We start from the raw sequence: 20,294 nt of genomic DNA, 5'->3' as shown, positions 1-20,294 counted from the left end.
GCACCGGGCGCGCGTCAGCCGCTGCCGCGCCGAAACGGACGGTTGGGGTTGAGCCGGGGTGGGCGGCTACTGCTCGATCTCGGGTTCTCGCGGCTCGGCGACGCGGGTCGAGCCGCGGCGGCGGAAGTACTGGAAGCCGGGGATGCCGATCAGCGCCCGCCGCACGTCGTAGGTGACCTCGAGCAGCTCGTGGATCTCCGGCCCCACCCGGTCCAGGGTGTGCAGGATCGGCAGCACGTCGGTGCGGACGTGCTCGGTGAGCACCGGGAGCTCGTCGACCAGCTTGATCGCCGCGTCGACCTCGGCCTCGGAGAGCTCCTCGACGAAGCGCTCCAGCAGCGGCGCGGCGCGCTTGGCCGTGGGTGCGTAGGTCTCCAGCAGCTCGTCGGCGGTACCCGCGGTGCGCTGGGCGCTCGCCACGGTCTTGCTCGCCTCGTCGCTGATCGCGCGAGCGCCGCCGACCACGCCCGCGGCCTCGGCGGCCACCTTGCGCGCGTCGACCACGGCGACCTCGGCCTCGTCGGCGACCGCGCGGGCCTGCGCGACGGTGGACTCGGCACCCGCGGCCGCGCGCTCGGCGCGCTCGACCACGGCCTCCACCCGGTCAACGGCCCCGCTGACCCGGCCGACCAGCGCCTCGACCTCGTCGAGCACGCCGAGGACGCGGCCGGGCACCGCAGCAGCGGCCGCCGCCGAGCCGGTCGCCCACCCCACCGCGGACTTCGCCACGCCGAGCACCTCGGCGGGGCCGGGCAGTCGCATCACCATGGCTCCCAGCTTGCAGAACGGTCGCGCCGGGCGCCAACCGGAGATCAACTCTAGCCGGCGCCCGGGGTCGACGAGAGATCGCTCACGCGCAGAGCTTCCAGCCGTCCTCCTTGACCAGGCTCAGGTTGAGCTGCTGCGGCTGCTGGCCGGGCACGGTCTGCTCCAGCACGACCTTGCCCTTGTCCCCGTCGGCCTGGACGTTCTTGACCGAGGTCTTGACCTGCTTGAGCATCTCCAGGTCCTGCGGCTTGGCCTGCTTGAGGAAGGCTTCCTTGGTCTTCTGGATCTGCTCGATCTGCGGCATGACCTTGTTGCACACCAGCGGCTTGTAGTCGTCGACGTTGACGCTGGCGGGGTCCTGGGTCTCCCGGTTGGTCACCTCGGCGTAGCTCTCCGCGACGTTCTGCGCCGAGGGGCCGGCAAACAGCATGTAGGCGCCGACGCCGGCGGCAGCCAGCACCAGCACGCCTGCGGCGATCGCGCCGATGAGCAGGCCGGTCTTCTTTTTCTTCGGCGCGTCGCTGGCCAGCTCCTCGCCGAGGCCGGAGGCCTGCTCGTGGCCCTCGGCGGGCTGGGCGGAGGGGGCCGCCGCGGCGGCCGCGACCTCGGTCTGCTCGGCGGAGGTCTCGGCCTCGTCGGCCGCCCGGTCCTGCTCCGCGGGCTCCTCGCCCTGCGTCGCGTCCGCGCCCGCCTCCTGCTCGGTTGCCGCCTCGGTGTCCCCGGACCGCTCCGCGGAGGCCGTCTCGGCCCCTTCGGCCTGCTCCGGCGTCTCCGCGGCCGGCTGCGCCTGCGCCTGCTCCTCCGCGGGAGTCGAGGCGGCGGAGTCCTGCCCGTCGCGCTGATCAGCGTCGTCGCGACCGGGCTCGTTCGGAGAGGTCATGAACACCTTCCTGGGTTGACACGGCTGTGTTCGTTCCACGTGTACGCGAACACTCTCATGTCGTCCAAGACAGGCCGACACCGCAACCGGCCTGTGACCTCCTCGATCGCTCCTGAACACCTCGGCCGCGGGGTGGTTTCGAACGGGATGTCCGAAGGGTCCGACGAAGATCATCCCGATTCGGATGCCTTCTCGTTCCACTCGATGTGGTGATCGCAGGTCCAACCTCCACCGGTCGGGGGACGGCGCTGCCAGTCGATCAGCCGCCCGGCCTTGCTCCGCAGCTCGCGCAGCCGCTTGGCCAGCGCCGGCTGGTGCGCGCGGCTGGTGCCCGCCCGACCGGCCGCGACCACGGCCTCCACCCGCTCGCGGCGCAAGCGCTCGAAGGCGGCCAGCGCCTCGCCCGCCGGGAGGTCGCGCAGGCAGCGGGCCAGCTCCACGCCGTCCTCCACCGCCAGCGCCGCGCCCTGCTCGGAGGCCGGCGGCGCCACGTGCAGTGCGTCACCGATGACGATCCGATGCCCGTCGTGCCAGCGCGGCAGGCTGTGCAGGGCGTGGTCGTCGAATCTCGGAGTTGGCCACCCCCTCCCGGCGATCCCGCCGTCGCCGGCGTAGAGCTCGACCAGCTCGGCGCGCAGCCGCTCGACGTCGCGCGCCTCGGTGCGCTGCGGTGCGGGCAGACTGGTGAACCAGAAGCACCCGCCGGAACCGATTCCCGGGTCGCGGCGAAGAACGCCTTCGCCCGCACCTGGGCGCGCAGCACCTCCGGCGGCGGGGGTTCGCAGCCCGGCCGCGAGGCGAAGCCGTGGACCGTGCGGGGGCCGACGCGCTCGGGCGCCGGCGCCTCCGGGTCGATCCGGCGGCGCACCAGCGGGGAGGACGCTCCGATGATCGGCTGGTGGGCGTCCACCGCCCGCAGCCCGTCCATCCCGTTCGGGTTGAGCCGCATCACCGAGCCCTCGCCGCGCTCGGGCGGCCTGCTCTCCAGCACCGCGACCGGGATCCCGGCGGTGCGCAGGGCCAGGGCCGCTGCGGTGCCCGCTGTGCCGCCCCCGCTGATGACCACGTGTTCCGGCATGTCTCCCCAGACGCGCGTTGTTCACTCCCGGGTCCCGACCGGCCTGGCCGCCGGAACGGCGAGCGCGGAAGGAACCAGCAGAACGACCACGGCCAGCAGCGCGTGCAGGGTTCCCACGTGGTTGCCCAAGTACCCCAGCAGCGGCGGACCGGCCAGGAAGGCGGTGTAACCGATCGTGGACACCACGCTCACCCTGGCCGCCGCGCGCTCGGCGTCGTCGGCCGCCGCGCTCATGCCCACCGGGAAGCCGAGGGACGCGCCGATTCCCCAGATCGCCGCCCCCAGCAGGGCCAGGGGCCAACCGCCGAAGACCACCAGCAGCACGCCGCACCCGGCGGTGCCCATCGTCGTCCACAGCACCTTGGCGCGGCCGAAGCGGTCCAGCAGGTGCGTTCCGGCGATCCGCCCCGCGGTCATCGCGCTGAGGAACACCGCGAAGCCGACCGCGCCGAGCCAGTGCGGGAGCTCGTAGCCGTCGACCAGGGCGACGGTGAGCCAGTCGTTGGCCGTGCCCTCGGTGAGCGCCATGGCCAGCACCATCAGCCCCACGAGCAGGGTTCGCGGCTCGGCCCAGGCCCGCCAGGCCCTACCGGAGGACTTCTCCTCGGCGTCCTGCGCGGGCGGCAGCGCCGAGGACACCAGCGCCGGGCCCGTCGCGATCACGACCGCGACCGCCGCCAGGTGCAGCTGCAGCGGGAGACCGCCCGCCGCGGCGGCCGCGCCGGTGCCCGCTCCGAGCACCGTCCCGAAGCTGAACCCGGCGTGGAACCGCGGCATGATCGTGCGCCCGAGATCGCGCTCCACGGCGGCTGCTTCGATGTTCATCGCCACGTCCCAGACCCCGGAGCCCAGCCCCAGGGCCAGCAGGCCCAGCGCGGTCGGCCAGTACGAGCCCAGCCCGGCGGAGGCGAAGCCGGCCAGCGCCAAGCCGAACGCGGCCGCCGCGCCGCCACCGGTGATGACCACCCGGCCGCCGAAGCGGTGCACCAGCGAGCCGGCCAGCGGCAGCGCGCTGATCGCGCCGATCGAGATGGCCAGCAGCAGCGTGCCCAGCTGCGCCGGGTTGATCTGCAGCGAGTCGCGGGCCTCCGGGATGCGGGCCATCCAGTTCGCCGCGGCGAACCCGTTGAGCGCGAACACCACCGCCACGGCATTGCGGGACCGCAGCACGGCCCGCTCCGGGCGCACTCGCACCACCACCGGCCATCCCCCAGCTGTCGAATCGATTCAACGCACGCGATCGCCCAGTCTTGTGCCGGGCGATCACCGCGTCAAACCCGTTCCGCCGCTCGGACGCGGCCGGGTGCTGCTCAGGCGTCGCGGGCGGGCATCGCCATCGTCCAGCACACGGCGGTCCCCTCCAGCGCGGTGGTGCCGTCGTCGCGGGTGACGCGGGTGGCCAGCGTGGTGATCGGCTTGTCCTCCCGGACCTCGGTGACCTCGACCCGGCCGGTGATCGTGTCGCCGGGGCGCACCGGAGCGGTGAAGTTCCAGGACACGTTCAGGAAGACCGACCCCGGCCCGGGCAGCTCCTCGGCCACGACCGCGTTGAGGATCGCGCTGGTGATGCCGCCCTGGACGACGATCTCGCCGAACTTCGACGACCGGGCGGCCTCCTCGTCGTAGTGCAGCGGGTTGCGGTCACCGCTGATCCGGGTGAACAGCTCGACGTCCTCGGCGCGCACCGCGCGGGACAACTCGGCGCTCGCTCCCACCTGTGGTTTTCCGTTCGGCCAAACAGCGGACAAGGACGCCTCCTCCAAGAACGTCCGCGCCGGGCACCGCAGGCAGGAGCGGGCCCGCACCGGTGGTCGGACCCGCTCTCGCTCGGGCGTCAGGCGCGCTTGGCGTATTCGCTCGCGCCGTACCAGTCGACGAGCACGACGTCGTCGTCACCGACGACCCATGCATCGTGCCCCTCCGGCAGCGAGCTGACCGAACCGGGCTCGACGTCGAACTCCCTGCCGTCGGACATCATCACGTGCAGCGTTCCGGAGACGTGGTACTGGAAGTGGGGCGCCTCGCACCACTCGGTGCCCGCGATGGGTTTGACGTCCTGGCTCCACCGCCAGCCCGGGTGCAGCACCAGACGGCCGATGGTGCCACCGGCCATGTCGAGGACCTCGGCGCGCCCGTGGTCGAACTCCCGGACGTCGTCGGGTTCGCCGAACGCGCGCAGTTCGACGGCTTCAGCGCTTCGCGTGGCCATGATCCGCCCCTTCGTCGAGAACTCGGACCAGTTCATCGTGTGCCCGCCCGGCACCGACCGACCAGGGGCTTTCTGCCCTGGTGCGGAGCCGCCCGGGCGCGGGCGACTCCGCCGGAGGCAGCACCGCAGCGCTGCCCGCGCCGTCCTAGTCGGTGCTGCACACGCGGAACTGCACCCACGCGCGGGCGGCGTCGGTCAGCGGGGGGAACTGCGGGCCGGGCTCTTCGCGCAGCTCGTGCTCCCAGACCCCCAGCAGCGCCACCGCGCACGCGGTGATCGCGTCCACGCTCGCCCGCTTCCAGGCGCGCAGGTCCCCCGCCCAGGCCTCGGCCGCTCGCGGGGTGTGCCCGGCCGCGATCAGCCGGGTCACCAGGATGGCCAGGTCGACGAACGGCGCCGCGCGTCGCGACCAGGCCCAATCGATCACGCGAACCTCCTCGCCGACCAGGATGTTCAGCTCGTGCAGGTCGGCGTGGCACACGGCGGTCCCGTCGACCAGCGGCAAGGCCATGTGCTCCCACGAGATGAGGCTGTGCAGGTAGAAGCGCTCCCACGCGTCCAGCTCGGACGCGGACTCCCGGGCCAGGCTCCGCCAGGCGGCCAGGTCCGCCCACCGCTCGACCAGCGACGGGGCGATGTCCTCGGGAGCGTGCCGCAGGACCGCTTCGGCTTCGGCCGTGAAATCGTCGATCGCGGTGGCCAGCCTGGGCAGGTCCGGCGAGCCCGGGGACAGATCGGCGAACCGGCCTTCGACGTGCTCGAACCCGTTGATCAACCACCCGTCGGCCTCGATCGACCACAGCAGCGCGGGCGCGATCCGCGGCAGGTAGGGCGCGATGCGCGCTTCGTGCCGGTGCATCCGCGCCCGCTCCTCCTCGGCGATCCGCACGCCCTTGCAGAACAGCACCTGCCCGTCCCGGGTGGACACCCGCACCGACAGCTCCGAGTTCCGGCCCGCCGGCGAGCTCAGCGCCGACACGACCGGACCCGTTCGGAACTCGATCGCGGCGCGCACGCCGGCTGGCAGCTCCGCCCATTCGTGCCGGGGCATCCTCGGTCACCCTCGTTCCGGGTCCGGCGGCAGCCGTCCATCCGCGCGCTCGTCGTCGCGGCGTCGCGACCGGAGTTGCCGCGAGCCGTCGGGCAGCGGTCCGACGAGTTCCCGATCGCGTCACCACCGGCGCGGGCGAACCCGCGGCGGCGGCGCGGCCATGCACGTCCCAGCATCTCCCCGGGCGCACCCGGAGTCCAGAGCTGGAAGTCCCGGTGCGCACCGGTTTCCGGGGTCAGCCGCCCGCCATCGCCCCCACGATCATGTACGGCTCCTCGCCGCTGATGACCTCCACCGGCAGCGGGTCGTCGATGCCCTCGTTGGAGAGGTCCTCCTCGCAGGCGTAGAAGCGGATGAAGGCGCGGCGCTTCTTGGTGTCGTGGTCGCGGACGCAGCCGCGCAGCGCCGGGTACCGCGCCTCCAGGGCGTCGAGCACGGTGCGCTGGGTGGCGGTGCCGTCGACGTCCACCAGCACCTCGTGCTCGGGGATCTTGGCCAGCGTGCGCAGGTGCGCGGGAACGGAAATGCGGATCATGGCAGCGTTTGCACCTCCACCGACAGGACCCGCGGCAGGTCCCGGACGATCGTCCGCCAGGTGTCCCCGGAGTCCGGGGAGACGTAGACCTGACCGCCGGTGGTGCCGAAGTAGACGCCGCAGTCGTCGAGCTCGTCGACGGCCATGGCGTCGCGCAGCACGTTGACGTAGCAGTTCTGCTGCGGCAGCCCCTCGGTCAGCGGTTCCCACTCGTTGCCGCCGACGCGGCTGCGGTAGACGCGCAGCTTGCCCTCCGGCGGGTAGTGCTGCTCGTCGCTGTGGATCGGCACCACGTAGACCGTCTCGGGCTCGTGGGCGTGCACCGAGATCGGGAAGCCGAAGTCGCTTGGCAGGTCACCGCTGATCTCGTACCAGTTCTCCCCGGCGTCGTCGCTGCGCATCACGTCCCAGTGCTTCTGCATGAACAGCACGTCCGGCCGGTCGCGGTGCATGGCCAGCCGGTGCACGCAGTGCCCCACCTCGGCCTTCGGCGAGGGGATCTCGCCGGACTGCAGGCCGCGGTTGATCGGCGTCCAGGACTTGCCCTCGTCCTCGGTGCGGAACACCCCGGCCGCCGAGATCGCGATGTAGAACCGCTCCGGGTCGTTCGGCGCCTGCATGATCGTGTGCAGGCACATCCCACCGGCCCCGGGCTGCCACTTGGGCGCGGACTCGTGCGTGCGCAGCGCGGGCAGCTCGGTCCAGCTGCGCCCGCCGTCGGTGGTGCGGAAGAACGCGGCGTCCTCGACACCGGCGTAGACGGTGTCCGGGTCGGTCGCCGAGGGTTCCAGGTGCCACACCCTGGTGAACTCGAACGGGCGCGACGTGCCGTCGTACCAGAGGTGGGTTCCCGGCTCGCCGTCGTAGGCGAAGTGGTTGTCCACCGGGTCCCAGGTCTTGCCGCCGTCGTCGGAGCGCTGGATCTGCTGGCCGAACCAGCCCATCGACTGGGAGGCGTAGAGCCGGTTCGGATCGGCCGGCGAGCCCTTGAGGTGGTAGAGCTCCCAGCCGCCGAACAGCGGTCCTTCGACGTCCCAGGACTCGCGCTTGCCGTCTGCGGTGAGGATGAAGGCGCCCTTGGTGGTGCCGACGAGAACGCGGACACTGCTCATAGCCTGCTCCCTGGTGACCCTGTTTTCACTGGTGAACTCGAAGGTAGGCCCGCCGACGGCCGCTGTCTTCTCCGATCTTGCGCGATCGGCGCGGCCAGCGGGGGCAGCGCGACCAGCACCGGGGCCGACCACGGGGGCGCCACGCGCAAGGTGATCTCGCGGCGCTCGGCCGAACCCGCCACCACGCGCACGGGGGCGGGCGAACCGCCGACGACGTTCCAGGACGGCACCAGCTGCGCGCTCGGGCAGGCGCGCGCGGCCAAGGCGGTCGACATCAGCCAGTATCGGCCGGGCGGAACTCCGGTGAGGTGGAACCTCCCCTCCCCGTCGAGCAGCGCCCCGCTGACCGGAACGCCGCTGGGCGCGCGCGAGAGGAACAGGCCGACGTAGATCGACGCGCCACCGCCGAGCGCGATCCGCGCGGCGGGGCTGAGCTCGACGGTCCCGCTGACCGCACCGCCGCCGCCCGCCCTGCCGGGCACGGCGACCGGGCGCGGCGGCGCGTCGGCCAGCCGGTGCGGCAACCTGCGGAACTCGCCGGGCGAGACGCCGACCTCGGCGGTGAACCGGCGGGTGAACGTCCCCTGCGAGCTGAACCCGACCGCGCAGCAGACCTCCGAGATCCGCGCGTCGGTGTCCAGCAGCAGCCGCTTGGCGCGCTGGAACCGGTGCGCGGCGAGGAACCGCCCCGGCGGCTGCCCCGTGGACCACTCGAACGCGCGAGCGAGGTGGAAGGGGCTGTAGCCGACGTGGTCGGCCACGTCGGCCAGGCTCAGCTTCTCCTCGGCGTGCGCTGCGATGAAGCGCGCGGCCTCGGTTGCGACGTCCTGCATGTCCTGCGTCTCCCGGTGTCACCCGTGCGTCGACGAGAAGGTATCCACCGGTTACGACAATCCGGCCGCGCGGAACTCATCGGTCATCCGGTCGAGCGATGCCGGTGAGGCGATCCGGATACTGGGCGGATGGATGTCCACACCAGGATCGTCGCTGCGGCGATAGACCGGATCGCGGCCGCGGGCTACGACGGGCTGTCCATCAGCGCGGTCTCCCGCCTGTCCGGCGTGTCCCGGCCGACCATCTACGCGCACTTCGGATCGCTCGAGCAGCTGGCCGCCGAGGCGCTGGAGGTCGCCGCGGTCCGGGTGATCTCGCGGGTGGTCGAGCGGGCCCGCGAAGCCGGTTCCGCGGCCGACTACGTCGTGGAGGTCATGGTCGCCGCGCGCGCCGAGTTCCGCAGCCAGCCCGCGCTGGCGCCGATCGCCTTCCCGCAGCGCGGGTCCATCCTCTTCGACGGCGATCCGATCGGACCCGGCGCGCTGGAGCTGTCGCGATCGTTCCTGCTGCCGCTGCTGGAGTTCGACCCCGAGCTGGAGCCCGAGCTCGACGAGATCTCCGAGACCACGCTGCGGTTCCTGATCTCGCTGGTGATGTTCGAGAGCTCCACCTCGCGCTCGGACGACAAGCTGCGCGCCTACCTGCACCGGCGCCTGGTCCCGGCGCTCGGCGTCACCTCCTGACCTTTACATCGTTGACAGCTCGTGTAAGGAGCTGTCAACGACGAAGGGAGCGGCGTGCGCGCTTCACCACCGGAAACCCACCAGCGCAGCAGGCCTCGCCTGGCCGGACCGGCCCCCGCACCGACCGGTCCCCGCGCACGAGGGGAGCTGAGCTGATGTCCGAACTGTCCCGCCGCCGCTTCCTCGGCATGAGCGCGCTCAGCTCGGCAGCCGCGCTCGGCCTGACCACCGTGTCGACCCGTCCCGCCGCCGCGGCCGACCACTCCCCCGCCGTGATCATCGGAACCGGCTACGGCGCCGCGGTCACCGCCCTGCGGCTGGGCGCCGCGGGCGTTCCGACGGTGATGCTGGAGATGGGCAAGCTCTGGAACGACCCCGCCGAGGACGGCACCACCTTCTCCGACATGCTCAGCCCCGACCGCCGCTCGACGTGGTTCAAGGACCGCACGGAAGCACCGCTCGCGTCGTTCCTCTGGCTCGACGTAGCCAACCACGACATCGACCCGTACGCCGGGGTTCTCGACCGGGTGAGCTTCGGCGACATGTCGGTCTACGTCGGACGCGGCGTCGGCGGCGGTTCTCTGGTCAACGGGGCGATGGCGGTGATCCCGAAGCGCTCCTACTTCGAGGAGATCCTGCCCCGGGTCGACGCCGACGAGATGTACGGCCAGTACTTCCCGCTGGCCAACTCGATGCTGGGCACCAACCACGTCGACCCGGAGTGGTTCGAGACCAGCCGCGCCTACCGGTTCGCGCGGGTGTCCCGGAAGGCCGCTCACCGGGCGGGTTTCCGCACCACCTTCGTGCCCAGCGTGTACGACTTCGACTACATGCGGCGCGAGGAGGCCGAGCTGGTGCCGCGCTCGGCGCTGGCCTCCGAGGTCGTCTACGGCAACAACCACGGCAAGCGCTCGCTGGACAAGTCCTACCTCGCCGCGGCGGTGGGCACCGGGAACGTCACGATCCGGACGCTCAGCGAGGTCCGCGACATCACCCGCCAGCAGGACGGCACCTACGTGCTGGAGGTGCGGCGCATCGACGAGCTGGGCAACGTGCTCGGCGTGCACCAGATGTCGGCGAAGCACCTGTTCCTGGGCGCGGGCAGCCTGGGCTCGACCGAGCTGCTGGTGCGCGCCCGCGACACCGGCAAGCTGCCCGAGCTCGGCGAGGCGGTCGGCCGAGGCTGGGGCACCAACGGCAACGTGATGCTCGGCCGCGCCAACCACGCGTGGGACCCGGTGGGGCCGCTGGAGTCGGGCATGCCGGCGCTGGGCATCGACGCCTGGGACCGGCCCGATCCGGTGTTCGCCGAGATCGCGCCCGTGCCAGCGGGTCTGGAGACCTGGGCGAGCCTGTACCTGGCGATCACCCGCAACCCGGAGCGCGGCACCTTCCGCTACGACCCGGGCGCCGACCGCGCGGTGCTGCAGTGGGACGTCGACCAGGGCCAGCCGTCGATCGACGCGGCGAAGCGGGTCTTCGACCGGATCAACTCGGTCGAGGGCACCAGCTACCGCTACGACCTCTTCGGCGACACCCGCGCGTTCGAGACCCGGTTCACCTACCACCCGCTGGGCGGCCTGGTGCTCGGCGAGGCCACCGACCTCTACGGCCGGGTCGCGGGCTACGACAACCTCTACGTCACCGACGGCTCGCTGATCCCGGGCAGCACCGGCGTCAACCCCTTCGTCACGATCACGGCCCTGGCCGAGCGCAACATCGCCCGGATCCTCGCCGAGGACGTCCGCCGCACCTGACCCACCGCCCCGCGGCGCCGATCTCCCGAGAGCTCGACCGGCCGAAAACCGTGGAACTCGACCGGTCGAGAACTGGGGATTTCGTCGCCCCGGGGCGGGGTCGGGGTCAGGAGGCGTCGGCGTGGAAGACGTGCTCCGGGTGGGGGTGGGAGAGGAAGTCGTGGTGCGAGATCTCCCAGCCGTAGGCACCCGCGTGGTGGAAGACCAGCACGTCGCCGACGCGCAGGCGCTCGACCGGGACCTCCCGCGCGAGCACGTCCTTGGGCGTGCAGAGCTCGCCGACCACCGTCACGCTCGCCTCGCGCAGTTCCGGGCGCGGGACCGGCGCGGTCCACTCGTCGACTTCCAGGACGGTGAACGGGTGGCTGTGCTGCCAGGACGAGGGAAGCCGGAACTGGTGGGTCCCGCCGCGCACCAGCGCGTAGTCGACGCCGTGGTTGCGCTTGACGTCGAGCACCTCCGCGGCGTAGACGCCGCAGGCCGCGACCAGGTAGCGACCGCACTCGAAGTCGACCTCCCGCACGCCCGCGGGGAACTCGTCGAGCACCGCGGGCAGGCCGCGGGAGAAGCTCGCCCAGTCGAACTGCGCGTCCAGATCGGCGTAGTTCACCCCGATGCCACCGCCGACGTTGACCACCTCGCAGCGCAAGCCGAACTCCCGCTCCCAGCCGGCCACGGTGCGCCCGTAGTGCGCCAGCAGCTCCAGGTGAGCCTCGGCGGAGAGGTTGTTGGACAACGAGTGCAGGTGGAACCCGGTCAGCCGCAGCCCCGGCAGCGAGCGCGCCGCTGCCACCGCGGCCGGCAGGTCCTGCTCGGAGATGCCGAACTGGGTGGGCCGCCCGGCCATCGCCAGGGTGGCGCTGGGGAACGGCCCGGCGAGGTTGACCCGCAGCAGCACCTCGACGGTGCGCCCCAGGCGCGTGGCGGCTTCGGAGATGCGGTGCAGCTCCAGCGCGCTCTCGGCGTGCAGCCGGGTGACGTCGCGGCGCAGCGCCCGCTCGATCTCGGCGAGCGTCTTGGCAGGACCGCCGAAGATCACCGGGGCCTCGGCGTCCACCGCCCGCGCCTTGTCCAGCTCGCCGCCCGAGGCGACCTCGAAACCGGCCACCAGCGGAGCGAGGGCGCGCAGCAGCGGATCGGCGCTGTTGGCCTTCATCGCGTAGAACATCCGGCAGCGCGCGGGCAGCGAATCCACCACCGCGCGCACGTGCTCGGCGAGCCGGTCCAGGTCGTAGGCGAACAGGCACACCGGCTCCTCGCCGACGCGATCGCGCACGATCTTCTCGATCCGGTCAGTCATCGGCGGCCTCCCGGTGCTTGTCGAGGTGATCGCGCAGCGCGCGGGCGGCCAACCCGCGCTCCTCGCCGAGCACGAAGGCGCGCACGCCCGCCTCGCGCCACGCGGTGTGGTCCTCGGGGGTGCGCGGGATCGCGCAGAAGGGAACCTCCCGGTCGGCGCACTCCTGGTGCACCCGGCGCAGCGCCTCGCGCACCCACGGGTGCCGGGTCTGCCACGGGAAGCCGTAGGACTGGGACAGGTCCGCAGCGCCCTCCAGCACCAGGTCCACTCCCCCGCCGTCCAGGATCGCCGGCAGGTCCTCGACGCCCTCGGCGTCCTCGATCATCGCCACGACCATGATCTCCTCGTTGGCCCGGCGCACGTACTCCGCGAGCTCGATGCGCCCGAACCCGGGCACCCGCCCGCCGTTGAGGCTGCGCATGCCCTCCGGGGCGTAGCGCGCCGCGCGGACCGCCGCGTCCACGTCGGACCTGGTGCGCACGTGCGGGACGACCACGCCCATCGCGCCGGCGTCGAGGGCGCGCAGGATCGCGCCCGGGTCCGCTTCGGGCACCCGCACGAACGGCACCAGGTCGACCGCCTCGGCCGCCCGGATGAGGTTCTCCAGCTGCTGCGGGTCGACCAGGGTGTGCTCGCTGTCGAGGATCGCGAAGTCGTAACCGGCGCAGCCGATCATCTCCACCAGCGCTGGCGAGGGGATCGAGCAGAACAGCCCGTGGACCTCCTCGCCGGCGCCGAGCTTGGCCTTGACCGCGTTGGGCTTCAGCATCCGGACACCTCCGCCAGCGGGTTGGCCGCGGTGTGCAGCCGCAGCTCGGTGTCCGGGCGCAGCCTGCGCGTGGTCAACTTCTCCACCTCGATGGTCGGGGTGAACACGTCGAAGAGCTCGAAGCGCTCGGCCAGTTCGGCGAAGCGCTGCTGGTAGGCGCGGATCTCCTCGGCCACCAGCTGCCAGAACCGGCGCTCCGGCAGCACCTCGTCCAGCGCGATGGCCAGCTCGCCGAAGTTGATGAAGAAGAACGCGTCCAGCAGGAAGTCGGTGACCAAGCCCGGATCGGCGGTCTCCACGAAGGAGTTGCGGTTGGTGTGGTGCGCCGGGGTCGCGGCCAGCTGCGGGCACCGCTGCGGGTCTGCGAGGTGCGCGCGGGAGAACCGCACGCCGTCGTGGAAGTCCTTGAGCACCACCCGGCTGGGCAGCCCGTCGCGGTGCAGCAGCACCGCGTTCTGCGCGTGCGTCTCCAGCGCGATGCCGTGCTTGCACAGCAGGTGCACCAGCGGCAGCGCGGCCACCCTGGTCAGCTGCCGCACCCACCGCTCGGCGCCGTGCTCGCGCAGCCACGGGCCGATGAGCAGGTCCCCGTCGTCGGACGAGGTCAGCCCGGTGAAGGGCATCGCCGATTCGCCCTCGCCCAGGTGCGGGTGCAGGCTCTCCCGCCAGATGCAGGCCAGCGCGCCGTAGGTGTCCTCGCGCAGCAGCCCGGACTCCGGGGTGACCGCGACGCCGAGCTCCTCGCCGAGCAGCACCGGCCGCAGCTCGTCGCGCAGGTACTCGTCCGAGGCGACGACCTCGCGCAGCCAGTCGGTGATCGGTGCGGCGTTGCGCACCGTGTGCGCGGCCAGACCCCGCCCGGTGGAGGTGTTCACGATGGACATGGACAGCTTCAGGTACGGCCGCTCCGGGCGGTCGCGGCAGCTCAAGGTGCGGATGGACTGCTGCGCGCGGAACTCGTGCGGGTCCTCGCCCAGCGGGACGAGCTCGCCGGTGGCCAGCTGCGCGGAGAACGCGCGGGCCAGCCGCTCCCGCCACTGCCACGGGTGCACCGGCACCAGCGCGTAGTCCTCGGGGTCGAGCCCGGAGTCCTCCAGGATGCGCTGGAAGCGCACCGCGTCGGCGCCCAGCGATTCGGCCAGCTGCGCCGGTTCCAGGGACTTCGAGGCGGTGACCTCCGTGATCGAGCGGTGCGCGGCCAACCACAGCGGGCGCACCGCGTTGCCGAACTCCGGGCCGTAGGCGATGTTGTCGGCGGTGTCGAAGCCCATCCGGGACTTGTAGGTCGGGTGGTAGCGGTGCCCGTCGGTGATGGCCGATTCGAGCTCGTCGTAGCCCATCGCCGGGTCCGGGGCGGTGCGCAGGTGCTCGGCGAGGGTGTCCTTGAACAGGGTTTCCTCGATCTCGCGGGCGAAGCCGGGCAGCAGCTCCGGGTCGGCGTCCAGCGAGCCGCGCACCTCGGTCAGGAACCGGGTCACCGAGTCGGCCTCGACCTGGCCGCGCCGCACCGGCGAGGTCAGCCCGATCCGGCCGAAGCCGAACCGGCGAACCGCGGAGAAGGAGTAGGTCACCGGCGCACCGGCCTCGTCCGCGCCGTCGACGTGGTGGACGTCGCCCTCCAGGCGGGTCTTCAGCGCTCCTTCGTAGACCAGGGACTCCACCAGCTGGCGGAACACGCGGCGCCGCACGCGTCGGTGGGCCGGTGCGGTGAGCGCGGCCTGCACCAGTTCGGCGGTCATCGGTTCACCTCGCGAATCGGGTTGGGGATGTCGACGTAGAGCGGGCTCTCACCGCGTCCGGCGAACCGGCTGAGCAGGTTCGCCTTGGCCGGCAGGGCGGAGTCGCGGCGCAGCCGCGCGGCGTACTCTCCGGGGCAGCCGCCGAGGAAGTCGCGCACGGTCGACCACAGCAGCCGCTCACCTGCCGGGGTGAACCGGCCGAGCACCGCGACCAGGTGCCCGAGGTGGTTGGTGACGAAGTGGTAGCGCAGCCGCAACCAGGCCTCGGCGTCGTCGTAGCGCACCGGGCTGTCGGGGGCCAGCACCCCGTCCGGGATGCGCTCGGTGGACGCGCTGGTGCCCTCCATGTCGCGCACGTGGAAGGTGCGCGGCCAGCCGTCGTCGGTGCGCAGCAGGCTGTTCTGCACGTGGGCCTCGAAGCTGACCCCGTGCTCGGTGAACACCGCCAGCAGCGGTCCCAGCGAGATCCGGAGGTAGGCGCGCAGCCACTCGACGACGTGCTCGGCGGTCAGCGGCCCGCTGCGCCGGACCAGCTCGATCAGCTCCGGCGCGCGCCCGTCCAGGCGGTCCTCCAGCAGCCCGGCCAGCACGCGCGGCGCGGTCCCGGTCGCGGGGAACGGGTTGTGCCGGAACAGCACGGCGAAGTCGGCGGCGAGCTCGCCGACCTCGCCCGGATCGACGGCCCGGTAACCGGTCTCGGGCAGCACCTGGAAGCCGTCGTGGCCGCCGACGACCGCGGCGACCAGCCGGCCCGCGTCGGTGGCGCGGCGCAGGTGCTCGATCGGGTTGTTGCGCACGAAGTTGGTGATGCGCACGTGCAGCGGCAGCTTCCAGACCGTGCCGAACCCCGGATCGCACACCGTGCGCACCGAGGAGGTCGCGTACACCTGGTGGCCCAGCGGTCCGAGCGGGACCAGCCTCCCGGCCGCGATCTGGTCGGCGACGCGCGGCCGCAGGTATTCCGCCTGCCACGGGTGCACCGGCAGCAGCTCGAAGCCCGACTGCGCCGCTGGCAGCGCGGCGCGGGCCTTCTCCTCGACCACCTCGGGGATCCACCGGTCGGATCCGATGCGCTCCTGCAGCAGGACCTCCGGCGCCACCGCCCAGTAGTGCAGCGGGAACGCGGCCCGCAACTCCGGGGCGTAGCGCTCCAGGTCCTCGTCGGCGACGCCCTCGGCGCTCTTGGGGGTGGGGTGGAACGGGTGCCCCAGCAAGAGGGACTGCTCGGCGTGCCGGGTGATCTCGGCGGGCCCGGCCGGTTCGGGGCTCGCCTCGCGCGCGAGGTAGCGGGCGCTGCGGGCCACGCTGTTGGCGACCTGCTCGCGGAACTGCGCGGCCGCACCGGGCGGGGGCCGCACCCCGCGCTCGCCGAGCTCGACGGCGACGAGCTCCACGAACTCCTCGTGCTGCAGGGGAGTTCGCTCCCCCGCGACCTCCAGGTGCAGCCCCTCGCCGTAGACGTGGTGGCCCGCCTCGGAGCGGTGGCGCACCTCGGCCACCAGCGTCCCGTCCGCACCGCGCAGCGCCAACCGCGCTTCGCCGTCCGCGACCCGGCCGCCGATCTCGCGGACCAGCGCGTTGAGCAAGCGCTGCCGCGCCGCTTCGCGTGCCTGAACTTCCTTCACCGCAACACCTTTTCCCGAATTCCTTCCGACCGGTCGACGGTCCGCGGTCGGGCGGCGACCGCCAGCAGCGCGGCCACCAGCAGCAACAACCCGATCGCGAGGAACACCGGCACCGGCGGCAGCAGCACCGCCAGCCCGGCCCCCAGCAGCGGACCGAGCACCTGGCCCATGTCGAGCACTCCCGTGCTCAGCCCGAACGCGGTCCCGGACGCGCGATCCGGGACCTGGCGCGCGGTCACGTGCAGCACCGACTGCACGAGCGCGGCGAAGCAGAACCCCTGCACCACGCGCAGCGGGACCAGCAGCTCCACCCCGGCCACCGACTGCAGCGCGACCGCGAGCCCGCACCCGGCCGCCGCGGCGGCGAACCCGAGCTGCGCCGGTCTGCGGTCGTTGCGACGTCCCCACCAGGGGCTGCCTCCGCAGGAGGCCAGCCAGGTCACCGCTTGCAGCACGCCGACCCAGCCGGCCGCCGCGGTCGCCGATCCGGTGGTGCGCTCCACGTGCGGGGCGAAGACCACCAGCAGGGCGAAGATCGCGGTCTGCGCGGCCAGCCCGGCGGCGAGCATCAACCGGCTCGGCCTGCCGCGCAGCAGCAGAGCGGCCACGGTGCGCGGCGAGCCGCGCTGCTCGGTCCGCTTCGGCGGCTCGGTCAGCAGCAGCGCGGCCAGCACGCTGGAGACCAGCAGCATGCCGGCGACCAGCGCGAACAGCGCGCCGAACCCGACCCGGTCGCCGAGCAGCCCGCCGACCAGCGGGCCCAGCAGCGATCCGGCGGCGGTCGCGCCGAACAGGGCGCCCAGCGCGCGTCCCCTCCGGTCCGTGGGCGCGGCGGTGCTGGCGTAGGCGGCGGTCGCGCTGACCACGCCGCCGCAAGCGCCCTGCAGCACCCGGCAGACCAGGAACCCCGTCGCGGAGTCGGCCAGCGCCATCAGCGCGATCGCCAGGCCCAGACCGACGTGCGCGCGCACCACCATGGCCTTGCGGCCGAACCGGTCGCCGACCCAGCCCCACAGCGGCGCGCTGCCGAGCTGCACCACCGCGGGCGCGGCCAGCGAAACCGCGGTCCACCACGGGATCTCGGCCTCCGGAGTGCCGAGGCCGCGCAGGTAGAACGGCAGCAGCGGCACCACGATGGTCAGCCCGGCGGTTGCGGCGAACTGGCCGAGGCACAGCACTGCGAACGTGCGCCCGAGCGAACGCATCACACCGCTCTCCGCAACGGGTTGGGCACGACGCCGGTCGAGGCGGGCATGCTCACGCCGCCGGACTTCCCGCGCCGCAGCAACGGCCCCAGCACCTGCCGGCTCGGCCAGGTTTCGGCCTCCAGCACCACCGCCCGGACCACCTCGGCGACCGCACCGGGCTGGTCCGGCAGCGCCTCGCGCACCGCGTCGCGCAGCTGCGCCCACATCTCGCCCTCGTCGATGCCGAAGTGCCTGCACAGCGCGTCGGCGATGGCGTAGAGGTTGACCTGGAAGCCCAGGGTCTGCAGGTAGCCGACCAGCTCCTCGGCCGAGTCCAGGCGCAGCGACTGCGGAGCTCCCGGCTTGATCAGGTACTCCGGGTCGCGGGTTCCCGCGCGATGCATCCACTCCCGGTGCAACCGCACGGTGTCGTGGTCGCGCAGCACGAAGCGGTGCACCCTCCCCTCGCGCAGCTCGACGACCACGTTCTGCCCGTGCAGCTCCGGAAGCACGCCGCTGCCCAGGAAGCCGATCGCCATCGAGCAGAACTCGCGGGCCAGCTCGGCGAAGAACAGCAGCGGGTCGAAGCCCGGGTCGATCGCCGGGACGAGCACGTCCCACTCGTGGGAGGCCAGCGCGGCCATCGGAAGCGCCAGCCCCTCGGGCTGCGGGTAGGTGCGCAGCTGCGCGGCCAGGTGGCCGGGCCGGTCGCCGAACTCGTCGTCCGGGTCGTGCCAACCGCACCAGGTCCGCTCGTCGCAGAGCACCACGCGTTCGCGCAGCGCGGGGACGTCCCCGATGAGCTCCCGCACGCTGTCCTCGGCCCGCGCGGAGTTGGCCAGGTAGCGCGGCGGCAGCAGCCGGGTCGCGCCGAGGGTGGCCACGCCCAGCGGCAACTTCACGTGGTGCCGGGTCTCCGGGTCGGTGACCAGGGTGCGGACCGAGGAGGTGGGGTGGAACCGGCCGATCCCGCGCGCGACCGGAACCACCGCCCCCTCGGCGAGCTCGGAGCCGAACTCCGCGGGCAGCGCGTGCTCGAACTGCCACGGGTGCACCGGCAGCACCACGTGCTCCGAACCCACCCCGGCGGCCTCCCGGGCTTCGGCCAGCTCGCGCAGCTCCCCGTCCGCGAGCACCAGCTCGGGCAGCCGCCCGGGGTCACCCCCGGTGCGCACCCGGTCGGCCCGCACCGCGACCCAGTCCAGGCCGACCGGTTCCCGCCGCATCGGGCCGTGCTCGGCCAGCTCGGCGGGGGTCCAGCCCGAAGCGGCCCGAGCGGTGGGGTGGAACGGCCGGTTGCGGGTGGCCGCCAGGCGCTCCCCCGCCAGCAGCTCGCCCGGACGCGGCGCGAGGTCCAGCTCCGCGCGCTGCGCGGCCAGCACCTCGGTGTGCGCCACCGCCGCCCGCAGGTCCGCGCAGACCTCCCGCGCACCGGCGAAGTCCCCGCAGACCAGCTCCAGCAGCTCGGCCGGCCGCACCGGGACCGCCCGAGCGCCCTCGGCCCGGAACCACACCTCGCCGTCCGCGTGGCGGTGGTCCTGCAGCGCTCCGCCGGGGCGCGCGCGGAAGGACACCTCGCCCGCGGGCAGCTTCACCCGGCACCACGAGCCGTCGGCCTCGGCGCGGGAGCCGAAACCGGCCAGGTCCTCCTGCACGAGCGCGTCGACGAGGTCGCGCAGCACCAGCTCGGTCGCTTCGGCGCGCATCAGTACAGGTCCAGCCAGGTGCCGACGCCGCGCTCGCGCGCCCGCTCGTAGACGGCGCCCGCGCAGGCGATGTCCTCCACGGCCATGCCCATGGGGTTGAGCACGATGATCTCCTCGTCATCGGTGCGCCCCGGCCGGGTGCCCGCCAGGATCTCGCCGAGCTCGGCGTGCAGCTGCTCGCGGGAGAACGATCCCTCCAGCACCAGCTGGTTGATGATCTTCTTCTCCCGGTTGCTCTGCTCCCAGTCGTCGACCACGACCTTGTCGGCCTCGAGGAAGGCGTCCTTGTGCGTGTCCATGATGGACACGTTGCACAGCAGCGAACCCGGCTTGAGCCAGTCGAACTCGAGGTAGGGCTCGCTGGTCACGGTGCAGGGCACCACCAGGTCGCCGCCGCGCACCGCGTCCTCGGCGGACTCGGCGACCCGGGCGGTCACCGCCGGGTGATCGCGCTCCACGCGCTCGGCCAGCGCCTTCGCGGTCTCCGGGTTCGCGTCGAACAGGTGGATCGCGCGGATGTGCCCGAACCGCTGCAGCAGCGCCTCGATCTGGGTGCTGCCGATCAGCCCGCAACCGACCAGCGACACGTCGGTGAAACCGTCGCGGGCCAGGTGCTCGGCGGCCAGGCAGGTCACCCCGGCCGTGCGCCAGGCGCTGATCTGGCTGCCTTCGAGCAGCGCGACGGGGTAGTTGCTCTCCGGGTCGTTGAGCACGATCACCGCGCTGGCCCGCTCCATGCCGCGGGCCACCGGGTTGTCGTGCTTGCTGCCGATCCACTTGATGCCGGACAGCCCGGGATCGCCCACGTGCGCGGGCATCGCGATGATCCGGTCGGCGATGTGGCCCTGCTTGCCCGCGGCGCGCAGGTAGGGCTTGAGCGGTTGGACGGTCTTGCCCTCCGCGTGCGCGATCAGGCCGGCGCGCAGCGCCTCGACGTAGAGCTCGGCCTCGGCACCGCCGACGGCGGTGATGTCGCCGCGGCTGAGGTACAGCAGCTGCGGGGATCGTTCGTCGGACAACGCGTTTCTCCTCCGTGTTCCGGGAGTTGTGGGGGTTTTCGA

The 20,294-nt window shown here is 72.8% G+C and carries 19 protein-coding genes; 2 read left to right on the top strand and 17 right to left on the bottom strand.

Going from position 1 to position 20,294, the window contains the following annotated elements; genetic code table 11:
- Positions 1-66 precede the first annotated feature (66 nt).
- From ACFQRI_RS15735 to ACFQRI_RS15690, 10 genes are all read right to left on the bottom strand, one after another.
- Positions 67-768 carry a hypothetical protein gene (locus ACFQRI_RS15735; RefSeq protein ID WP_380669150.1) on the bottom strand — a complete coding sequence of 234 codons (702 nt, stop codon included), beginning with the start codon at positions 766-768 and terminating at the stop codon, positions 67-69.
- An 82-nt stretch (positions 769-850) separates the two neighbouring features.
- On the bottom strand, positions 851-1,648 hold the full coding sequence (locus ACFQRI_RS15730; protein ID WP_380669148.1) for an Rv0361 family membrane protein: 798 nt from the start codon (positions 1,646-1,648) through the stop codon (positions 851-853).
- A gap of 170 nt (positions 1,649-1,818) precedes the next feature.
- Complete coding sequence (locus ACFQRI_RS27120; protein ID WP_417750622.1) at positions 1,819-2,139, bottom strand: hypothetical protein; 321 nt, start codon at positions 2,137-2,139, stop codon at positions 1,819-1,821.
- 608 nt (positions 2,140-2,747) lie between these two features.
- A complete protein-coding gene (locus ACFQRI_RS15720) occupies positions 2,748-3,926 on the bottom strand; it encodes an MFS transporter (RefSeq protein ID WP_380669144.1) in 1,179 nt (392 codons plus the stop codon).
- A gap of 110 nt (positions 3,927-4,036) precedes the next feature.
- Positions 4,037-4,441, bottom strand: a complete 405-nt coding sequence (locus ACFQRI_RS15715) for a MaoC family dehydratase (protein ID WP_380669142.1) — start codon at positions 4,439-4,441, stop codon at positions 4,037-4,039.
- Between the two features lie 119 nt (positions 4,442-4,560).
- Entirely contained in the window at positions 4,561-4,935 is a 375-nt protein-coding gene (locus ACFQRI_RS15710) for a cupin domain-containing protein (RefSeq protein ID WP_380669140.1), read from the bottom strand.
- Positions 4,936-5,080: 145 nt separating this feature from the next.
- Positions 5,081-5,986 carry a phosphotransferase family protein gene (locus ACFQRI_RS15705; protein ID WP_380669138.1) on the bottom strand — a complete coding sequence of 302 codons (906 nt, stop codon included), beginning with the start codon at positions 5,984-5,986 and terminating at the stop codon, positions 5,081-5,083.
- Between the two features lie 235 nt (positions 5,987-6,221).
- A complete protein-coding gene (locus tag ACFQRI_RS15700) occupies positions 6,222-6,521 on the bottom strand; it encodes a MoaD/ThiS family protein (RefSeq protein ID WP_380669136.1) in 300 nt (99 codons plus the stop codon).
- The gene (locus tag ACFQRI_RS15695; protein WP_380669134.1) at positions 6,518-7,633 is read right to left on the bottom strand and encodes a WD40/YVTN/BNR-like repeat-containing protein; all 1,116 of its coding nucleotides are present in this window, start codon (positions 7,631-7,633) and stop codon (positions 6,518-6,520) included. The genes ACFQRI_RS15700 and ACFQRI_RS15695 overlap by 4 nt, the downstream gene beginning before the upstream one ends.
- Positions 7,630-8,466 (bottom strand): helix-turn-helix domain-containing protein, encoded by an 837-nt coding sequence (locus tag ACFQRI_RS15690; RefSeq protein WP_380669132.1) that lies wholly within the window; start codon positions 8,464-8,466, stop codon positions 7,630-7,632. The genes ACFQRI_RS15695 and ACFQRI_RS15690 overlap by 4 nt, the downstream gene beginning before the upstream one ends.
- A gap of 129 nt (positions 8,467-8,595) precedes the next feature.
- Between ACFQRI_RS15690 and ACFQRI_RS15685 the strand changes: the two genes are divergently transcribed.
- Both ACFQRI_RS15685 and ACFQRI_RS15680 read left to right on the top strand, forming a co-directional pair.
- Positions 8,596-9,150 carry a TetR/AcrR family transcriptional regulator gene (locus ACFQRI_RS15685; RefSeq protein WP_380669130.1) on the top strand — a complete coding sequence of 185 codons (555 nt, stop codon included), beginning with the start codon at positions 8,596-8,598 and terminating at the stop codon, positions 9,148-9,150.
- A gap of 155 nt (positions 9,151-9,305) precedes the next feature.
- Entirely contained in the window at positions 9,306-10,907 is a 1,602-nt protein-coding gene (locus ACFQRI_RS15680) for a GMC oxidoreductase (protein ID WP_380669128.1), read from the top strand.
- Between the two features lie 106 nt (positions 10,908-11,013).
- On the opposite strand, the gene ACFQRI_RS15675 is transcribed toward ACFQRI_RS15680, so the two are convergent.
- From ACFQRI_RS15675 to sbnB, 7 genes are read right to left on the bottom strand one after another with little or no spacing between them, the layout of a single operon-like run.
- Positions 11,014-12,207 carry a type III PLP-dependent enzyme gene (locus tag ACFQRI_RS15675; RefSeq protein ID WP_380669126.1) on the bottom strand — a complete coding sequence of 398 codons (1,194 nt, stop codon included), beginning with the start codon at positions 12,205-12,207 and terminating at the stop codon, positions 11,014-11,016.
- Complete coding sequence (locus ACFQRI_RS15670; protein ID WP_380669124.1) at positions 12,200-12,976, bottom strand: HpcH/HpaI aldolase family protein; 777 nt, start codon at positions 12,974-12,976, stop codon at positions 12,200-12,202. Before ACFQRI_RS15670 ends, ACFQRI_RS15675 begins: the two co-directional genes overlap by 8 nt.
- On the bottom strand, positions 12,970-14,715 hold the full coding sequence (locus tag ACFQRI_RS15665; protein ID WP_380669122.1) for an IucA/IucC family protein: 1,746 nt from the start codon (positions 14,713-14,715) through the stop codon (positions 12,970-12,972). The genes ACFQRI_RS15670 and ACFQRI_RS15665 overlap by 7 nt, the downstream gene beginning before the upstream one ends.
- A complete protein-coding gene (locus ACFQRI_RS15660; protein WP_380669120.1) occupies positions 14,712-16,340 on the bottom strand; it encodes an IucA/IucC family protein in 1,629 nt (542 codons plus the stop codon). Before ACFQRI_RS15660 ends, ACFQRI_RS15665 begins: the two co-directional genes overlap by 4 nt.
- Positions 16,337-17,545: an MFS transporter gene (locus ACFQRI_RS15655; RefSeq protein ID WP_380669391.1), complete on the bottom strand. Its 1,209-nt coding sequence runs from the start codon at positions 17,543-17,545 to the stop codon at positions 16,337-16,339. The genes ACFQRI_RS15660 and ACFQRI_RS15655 overlap by 4 nt, the downstream gene beginning before the upstream one ends.
- Complete coding sequence (locus ACFQRI_RS15650) at positions 17,545-19,233, bottom strand: IucA/IucC family protein (RefSeq protein ID WP_380669118.1); 1,689 nt, start codon at positions 19,231-19,233, stop codon at positions 17,545-17,547. The genes ACFQRI_RS15655 and ACFQRI_RS15650 overlap by 1 nt, the downstream gene beginning before the upstream one ends.
- A complete protein-coding gene (gene sbnB / locus ACFQRI_RS15645; RefSeq protein WP_380669116.1) occupies positions 19,233-20,252 on the bottom strand; it encodes a 2,3-diaminopropionate biosynthesis protein SbnB in 1,020 nt (339 codons plus the stop codon). The genes ACFQRI_RS15650 and sbnB overlap by 1 nt, the downstream gene beginning before the upstream one ends.
- Positions 20,253-20,294 lie beyond the last annotated feature (42 nt).

Source organism: Saccharopolyspora griseoalba (assembly GCF_042665275.1).
Classification (GTDB): Bacteria; Actinomycetota; Actinomycetes; order Mycobacteriales; family Pseudonocardiaceae; genus Saccharopolyspora; species Saccharopolyspora griseoalba.
Note: the sequence above shows the minus strand (reverse complement) of the source record. Positions and strands in the feature narration are given on the sequence as shown.

What these genes read in the sequence shown, in the direction of transcription:
- ACFQRI_RS15735 (WP_380669150.1), bottom strand. Translation starts at nt 768, where the DNA reads ATGGTGATGCGACTGCCCGGCCCCGCCGAGGTGCTCGGCGTGGCGAAG.
- ACFQRI_RS15730 (WP_380669148.1), bottom strand. Translation starts at nt 1,648, where the DNA reads ATGACCTCTCCGAACGAGCCCGGTCGCGACGACGCTGATCAGCGCGAC.
- ACFQRI_RS15710 (WP_380669140.1), bottom strand. Translation starts at nt 4,935, where the DNA reads ATGGCCACGCGAAGCGCTGAAGCCGTCGAACTGCGCGCGTTCGGCGAA.
- ACFQRI_RS15705 (WP_380669138.1), bottom strand. Translation starts at nt 5,986, where the DNA reads ATGCCCCGGCACGAATGGGCGGAGCTGCCAGCCGGCGTGCGCGCCGCG.
- ACFQRI_RS15700 (WP_380669136.1), bottom strand. Translation starts at nt 6,521, where the DNA reads ATGATCCGCATTTCCGTTCCCGCGCACCTGCGCACGCTGGCCAAGATC.
- ACFQRI_RS15695 (WP_380669134.1), bottom strand. Translation starts at nt 7,633, where the DNA reads ATGAGCAGTGTCCGCGTTCTCGTCGGCACCACCAAGGGCGCCTTCATC.
- ACFQRI_RS15690 (WP_380669132.1), bottom strand. Translation starts at nt 8,466, where the DNA reads ATGCAGGACGTCGCAACCGAGGCCGCGCGCTTCATCGCAGCGCACGCC.
- ACFQRI_RS15685 (WP_380669130.1), top strand. Translation starts at nt 8,596, where the DNA reads ATGGATGTCCACACCAGGATCGTCGCTGCGGCGATAGACCGGATCGCG.
- ACFQRI_RS15680 (WP_380669128.1), top strand. Translation starts at nt 9,306, where the DNA reads ATGTCCGAACTGTCCCGCCGCCGCTTCCTCGGCATGAGCGCGCTCAGC.
- ACFQRI_RS15675 (WP_380669126.1), bottom strand. Translation starts at nt 12,207, where the DNA reads ATGACTGACCGGATCGAGAAGATCGTGCGCGATCGCGTCGGCGAGGAG.
- ACFQRI_RS15670 (WP_380669124.1), bottom strand. Translation starts at nt 12,976, where the DNA reads ATGCTGAAGCCCAACGCGGTCAAGGCCAAGCTCGGCGCCGGCGAGGAG.
- ACFQRI_RS15665 (WP_380669122.1), bottom strand. Translation starts at nt 14,715, where the DNA reads ATGACCGCCGAACTGGTGCAGGCCGCGCTCACCGCACCGGCCCACCGA.
- ACFQRI_RS15655 (WP_380669391.1), bottom strand. Translation starts at nt 17,545, where the DNA reads ATGCGTTCGCTCGGGCGCACGTTCGCAGTGCTGTGCCTCGGCCAGTTC.
- ACFQRI_RS15650 (WP_380669118.1), bottom strand. Translation starts at nt 19,233, where the DNA reads ATGCGCGCCGAAGCGACCGAGCTGGTGCTGCGCGACCTCGTCGACGCG.